Raw genomic sequence first — 5,894 nt, forward strand, 5'->3', positions numbered from 1 at the left:
GTCGGTGGCAACTCTGGGTAAAAAGTAGTCTATCTACTTAACAGTAAGGCGAAATAACTTTATAAGAATCTTGGAAAGTACGCTGTATGAATGTAATTGGCCGTGAAACGGTTGATTCGCTCGGGACAACGGTTGACGACCTAGTGGGTATTGGCCGGCTTCTTGACTCTCCCCGGTTAGCGCATATTTGGTTCACTCTCCGTGTAGAGGGGAACGTCGTGGTTGAAGAATCGGATAGCAACCCGTTCTTGTGGGATGGGATCACCGTCTCTGAGTTACTGGAGCGTCTTGATGGAGATATCCCGCAGTCGACGCTGTATAACGACATGGATGAACTGGAGGGAGTCGGTGCTGTAGAGATTGCATCGGAGGGCCAGCCTATGGGGTACAAGGCGAATTTCTTCCAGGCCGAAGCAGAGAACGTGGACAAGATGGGCGATAGCAGCTTGATCGGACCGCAGATTATCGGCCTAGTCGGAGAGGCGTACACTGATGAAGCGGTTCAAGAGTTCCTCGATGAATACGGTCACAGCCTTCTGAACGATGTGCTCCAGATCTACGTCGCTTCCGTGCAGGGAAGGCTTGAGAGGAGTTTTGTCGAGATGTTTCCCGAGGCTGACGAGGAGGATGTGGAAGCGGTTGTTCCTGCTATTGAGAGGGTTCTGTTTGAGATGAGCCGTGATCCGCTCCGGGGGTATGATTACCGAGATGAACTGTCGACAATGAGCGGAGAGTAACCCTCAGCATTTGATCTACCATCGGTCGGCGGGGGAGACTTCCATCAGCATCCAAGCGAACAAGATCAGTAGTAGGCCGCCGGGCGGAGAGTACATCAGTATCAATCCTCCCAGCAGTGCCAGGCTGAATGATGCGACGGCGGGGAGTCCTCCGCTTTCTCCCATTACAGTAAATCCGTACAGTAGTCCGAACACGGTTTCCAAGGTGTAAGGGCCTTGATCTACTCCGGGTACTGTGTCGGAACTACTTCGAAGAGTTGGGCCAGTTCTTCGGCAAAGGTGCCCAGAGGTGATACGCCGATGGAGATCATTAGGCCGCTTGCGATGGCAATCCCAGTTACGGTGCGTTGCTGATTGTTTGTCTGGAATGTCTCGATAAGTCGTACTATGACTGCGAACAGGAGGAAGGCCGCTATTCCGCCGCCTATCCAGTGGAGGGCGATTTCGGGTTCGACGGTGGGATCTGAGAGAGCGCTGGCCATTTCTTAGCATGGGTTGTTGACTCCGCAGTCGGGGCATTGTTCGTACCAGACCTCGTGTTCGTGGCTTCGGTTCTGGCATTGACGGGGATCTGCTTCGAGTTCCATCAGGTTCCAGTCGGGATCCGGTTTTTCGGTGAAGAGGATGTCTGTGCGTTCGTCCGGGTATCCGCGTTGATCTGTGAATAGGTGGACCGGGCAGTGTTGGCAAGAACGGAGTTCTACGTCGGCGGCTCCGCCCCAGAATGATTCCGGGTTTCCTTGCCATTCGTGGAATCCTTTCGGGCCAGGACATTCCCCGATTTCTGGCCTGTCTGCCAGTGATTTTTCGAGGACCGCGTCGTGGTATCTTTGCTTCAGTGGTTCTTCGAAACTGGTGATGGTGGATACACCGACTAACGTGTTTTTCAGGACTTTTAGCGGGAGGTCAGGTTGTGTGACGTCAGGATGGTAAGTGTATTCTTCCCGATCTTCGTCGTATTGGCGGCGTAGTGTGCAGGGGCGGCTGGTGCAGATCTGGTAGTCTTCTTCGCAGGTAAGGACGTATCCTGGTACGGTCCCCCAGTTGTGTTCTCCACTGTAGTAGTAACTCTCGCAGTCGATGAACCGTTTAGCTGAGTAGTCGCGTACGCTGTATCCGGCCCCGTCTTCCTTGGCGAAGACTTGGTCGACGACCAAGTAATCCAGTTCTTCTTCTTCTCCGAAGTCACTGGAAGAGAGCCAGGCAACGGAGTAACCAGTGTAGAGATAGTCGTGGGTCGTGGATTTGATGTCTTTCTCGTGGTGCCGGTGCTGTACTTCGATGATGAGACCTTTGCCGAAGAACGGATTCTCTTCGGTGAACTCGAGTAGTGCGTCGGCCTGTCGTGTCTTGTTTCCGCTGCCGCTGTCGGAGACGTCTAACGTGATTTCTGCTCCGCAACGCTTGGCCTGGGGTTTGAATTTGTTTTTGAGTGCTGCGACTGCGAGTGCTACACACCTTGCGTGGGTAGCTGATTCTCCTGTCGACTCGGTGGTGGGGCAATTGTTTCCGGAGGAGTTGTTGACGTGGTAGAAGTGGCGTGCCTTTTGATCCCCGCCTCGGGCGTACATAGTGTCGCCGCACTCGGGACAGGTTACGGGTTCCTGGTTGAGGACGTTGGCGGGTACAACGATTACTCCGTCCCGCAGGCCTCGGAACGGCATCTTTCACGTGACATGACTGTCCAGGATTTCATGTAGTTACCGGTTAATGAAGACGACCTCAGCTATTGCCTTCCTGTTTCTAACAGGGATTTCCGGGCGTGGATCAGATTTAAAAACGAATATGGTAAATTATTATACAACAATTGCAGACGACACCGAACTTTCGACTTAGCCGTGGTTCGAAGCGTTCAACCCGGACATTCCTGTATGCCGTCAAGACTATGACTTCAACTACCGGGACTGACCGTATTGTGGAGGAACTGGCCGATATCAGGGCATATTGAGGGATGATATACACGTCAGCGACGACACCGTCACCACCTACGTACTCCTTGACCGCTTAGAGGATACCCAGGACTTGGAAGATATCGAGGTTGACGCTTCAGGGGAGCACGAGTACAAATACCTGATCTCTGCCAAGGCCAAGCAGTAGAACCTTTTTTACTCCGCAGATCTCGCTTCGTGGCTTCTGGGCGTTCTCCACGGGATTTTTAGAACCATCATCAGAAGAACGTATATGGACAGTATAGACGTCGGGGGCAAGTGGTGGTTAGAGGAGATGCATGAGGAGGAACAACTTGTCCCGAATGAAGCCGTAGCAGGGACACTCACGTTCTCACCGGAACATGGTGTCGAACTGGATCTACTTGGCAGCTTCTACGAAATTTTCGAGAGGCACAATGACGACGTGGAAACCGAGGACGGCCCAATCAACATCTTCGGTGTGACGACAGAGGGGGAATACGTCACCGTCCTCAACTGCATGTATTCCGGCGACAGCACGAGCACGAACGATGCCTCCTTCACCACCGAATCCTATGAGAACGGGACCGTCATCAAGGGGTGATTAGTCAACACTAGGACGAAGTACTGGAAGTGCTCTTTCTCGTTCAACAACCTCGAGAAATGGACCGGCGTTAGAAGGGTTTCCATGCCTGGCGATCACGATATCGATGTTGGGCCTGCCGTCACTGAATCTCTCTCGACAGACGACGCAGATATCATTCTAAACATGCACGAGGATCATCCGTCTTTAGTTAAGCGAGAAACCGCGTGATAGCGGCGGCTTATCGAGGCATCTTTCGGAAGGAATGAGGAAGTCCAGTCTGTGCACGACAAGGACTCCTCACCTCGGATTATGCGTCGGCTCACTACACTGTTTCCCTCTGAGTTCCTCGAAGACCACGCCGAGGATAGTGGTTAGGGGAAGTTATGGAGGTGGCGCCTGATATGAGAGTATGCCCGGAGATCGCCGCAAAGAGATCGTCCGTCACCTCAGTGAGGACGATCTCGACCGGCTCCTTGCGGAGTCTACTGACGAGAAACTCACTGAGCGGCTGATCTTCGTCAAACGTCTCTACAAGGGAGCGACGCTGGAGGACGCTGCCGACGATGTCGGCAGGTCCTCCGGGACGGGAACACGCTGGGCCCGCCGGTGGAACGAAGGTGGTCTCGGTCTCCTGATGCCGAACTTCGGGGGCGGCAGGCCCCCGAAGCTCGGCGACGACCAACGCGAGCACCTCTTGGAACTCCTTCGTGACGGCCAACCGTGGAAGAAACAGGAAATACAGCACCTCATTAACGAAGAATTCGACGTAGAGTTTCACCCGGTCTATCTCAGTACCTTCCTCGAAAATCTCGGCCTTTCCTACGCAATCCCACGGACTAAGCGTCCATCACGCCCGGAGAACGCCGAAGAGATTCTCGACGAACGCGTCGCTGACGCGTTCGACGAGGAGCCTGACGACACACCGCACAACAAACGCGACGGTGACGACGAGGAAGGATGGGTCGTTGACGAGGAAATCCGGACGGACGGTGGAACCGTCCTTGGATTTCTCGACGCATCCCATCCACAACCGTGGGACAACTCACAGCGACTCTACACCGTGGATGATCCGCACATCACCCGACCGCTGGTGAAGTTAGACGAACCAGCGGTCGGGTTCTATGCAGTCTCTGGTGAGAGTGTCGTTCAGTTTCCGACCAATCAAGAGAAAGAACGGATTTGCGAGTGTCTCGAAGGGATCCGCGAGCAGAATCCGGGACAGCGGATTCTGCTCGTCTTGGACAACTTCTCCTCACACGCGTGCGAGTACACGCGTAAGCGAGCCCATCAACTTGGCATCGATCTCGTGTTTCTCCCGGTTGGCTCACCGGATCTCAACCCAATCGAGCAGGTCTGGAAGAGCCTCAAGTGGAAAGCATCACCGCTGATTGTGGAGAGCGCGGCAGAATACCGCGCTCTCCTCACTGAGCTCTTTGAGCAACTTACAACTCAGCTGAGTTTCGCAGCCTCGTGGATCGACGAGTATCTTGGCGGATACCTCCAGAAGTTACGCTAGCTACTAAACTCGGCGTGGTCGAACGTGACCGCAAGCTCCAGATCCCTGCCTTCGTTTGGGCGTTCGTGTTCGGCTTCGCCGCAGGCGAAAGCCGAACACTCGCCGGTTTTAGACGCTGTTACAACTCTACTGCCGATGAGACGATTTCTCCGGGTGGATTCTATCAGCGGTTGACACCGACGCTTGCGGAGTATCTCCGCGACCTCGTCGAGCATGGTCTCGACGAGGTCGCCGTTCCTAACGCTGTTGACGCTGATATCGACCGATTTAGAGACGTGATGATCGCTGATGGAACGGTGTTGCGGTTACACGAATTTCTCTCAGATCAGTTCGAAGCCCGCCACGAGGAGCAGGCTGGAGCGAAGCTCCACCTGCTCCACAATGCCACAGAGCAGACGATTGAACAGCTCGATACTGCTAACGAGAAAACGCACGACAGCACCTTGTTCAAAACAGGGCCGTGGCTTGAGAATCGCCTCATGCTGTTCGATCTCGCCTACTTCAAGTACCGCCGGTTTGCGCTGATCGACGAAAACGACGGCTACTTCGTGAGTCGGCTGAAGCAGAACGCGAATCCGCTGATTACCAGAGAGCTACGGGAATGGCGCGGCCGCGCCATTCCCTTAGAGGGCAAGCAGCTCCGAGCTGTTCTCGACGATCTCGACCGGAAATACATCGATGTAGAAGTCGAAGTCGAATTCAAACGAGGGCCGTACAATGGGACACAGTCACTAGATACGAAGCGATTTCGCGTCGTCGGCGTCCGCGACGAGGACGCCGACGACTACCACCTGTACATGACGAATTTAGCGAGGAAGGAGTTCTTTCCGGCGGATTTAGCGGAGATCTACCGCTGTCGGTGGGAAGTTGAGTTGCTGTTCCGGGAGCTGAAGACGCAGTACGAATTGGACGAGTTCGACACGAGTGACGAACACGTGGTGAGGATCTTATTGTACGCAGCGCTGCTGTCGCTGCTTGTAAGCCGCGATCTGTTGGATCTAGTCACTGAGCAGGCGGATGATGAGCTTGTGTTTCCGACAGAGCGCTGGGCGGCGACCTTCCGGTCGCACGCCCAGCTCATTCTCCACGAACTCGGTGAGTTCCTCGGCTATTCACCACCGCCGCTGCTCGACCGGCTGATCGAAGAC

At 54.4% G+C, this 5,894-nt stretch carries 6 protein-coding genes; 4 read left to right on the forward strand and 2 right to left on the reverse strand.

The window, feature by feature from the left end; all coding sequences use genetic code 11:
* The first annotated feature begins 86 nt into the window (after nucleotides 1-86).
* Nucleotides 87-737, forward strand: a complete 651-nt coding sequence (locus APQ99_RS12270) for a helix-turn-helix domain-containing protein (protein WP_136361214.1) — start codon at nucleotides 87-89, stop codon at nucleotides 735-737.
* Nucleotides 738-958: 221 nt separating this feature from the next.
* Here APQ99_RS12270 and APQ99_RS12275 read toward each other — a convergent pair whose 3' ends face one another.
* Nucleotides 959-1,219 carry a hypothetical protein gene (locus APQ99_RS12275; protein WP_136361213.1) on the reverse strand — a complete coding sequence of 87 codons (261 nt, stop codon included), beginning with the start codon at nucleotides 1,217-1,219 and terminating at the stop codon, nucleotides 959-961.
* Between the two features lie 3 nt (nucleotides 1,220-1,222).
* On the reverse strand, nucleotides 1,223-2,401 hold the full coding sequence (locus tag APQ99_RS12280) for a competence protein CoiA family protein (protein ID WP_136361212.1): 1,179 nt from the start codon (nucleotides 2,399-2,401) through the stop codon (nucleotides 1,223-1,225).
* A 517-nt stretch (nucleotides 2,402-2,918) separates the two neighbouring features.
* Between APQ99_RS12280 and APQ99_RS12285 the strand changes: the two genes are divergently transcribed.
* The 3 genes from APQ99_RS12285 to APQ99_RS12295 all read left to right on the forward strand — a co-directional run.
* Entirely contained in the window at nucleotides 2,919-3,248 is a 330-nt protein-coding gene (locus APQ99_RS12285; protein ID WP_136361211.1) for an ApeA N-terminal domain 1-containing protein, read from the forward strand.
* Between the two features lie 391 nt (nucleotides 3,249-3,639).
* A complete protein-coding gene (locus APQ99_RS12290) occupies nucleotides 3,640-4,746 on the forward strand; it encodes an IS630 family transposase (protein ID WP_136361210.1) in 1,107 nt (368 codons plus the stop codon).
* On the forward strand, nucleotides 4,701-5,894 hold a 1,194-nt coding region (locus APQ99_RS12295; protein WP_148889186.1), incomplete at its 3' end, for an IS4 family transposase. The genes APQ99_RS12290 and APQ99_RS12295, both read left to right, overlap by 46 nt.

Origin of the sequence: Halobacterium salinarum DSM 3754 (assembly GCF_008124605.1) — an archaeon.
GTDB lineage: Archaea > Halobacteriota > Halobacteria > Halobacteriales > Halobacteriaceae > Halobacterium > Halobacterium salinarum.

Coding starts and splice junctions, on each gene's coding strand:
- APQ99_RS12270 (WP_136361214.1), top strand. CDS start 87: ATGAATGTAATTGGCCGTGAAACGGTTGATTCGCTCGGGACAACGGTT.
- APQ99_RS12275 (WP_136361213.1), bottom strand. CDS start 1,219: ATGGCCAGCGCTCTCTCAGATCCCACCGTCGAACCCGAAATCGCCCTC.
- APQ99_RS12280 (WP_136361212.1), bottom strand. CDS start 2,401: ATGCCGTTCCGAGGCCTGCGGGACGGAGTAATCGTTGTACCCGCCAAC.
- APQ99_RS12285 (WP_136361211.1), top strand. CDS start 2,919: ATGGACAGTATAGACGTCGGGGGCAAGTGGTGGTTAGAGGAGATGCAT.
- APQ99_RS12290 (WP_136361210.1), top strand. CDS start 3,640: ATGCCCGGAGATCGCCGCAAAGAGATCGTCCGTCACCTCAGTGAGGAC.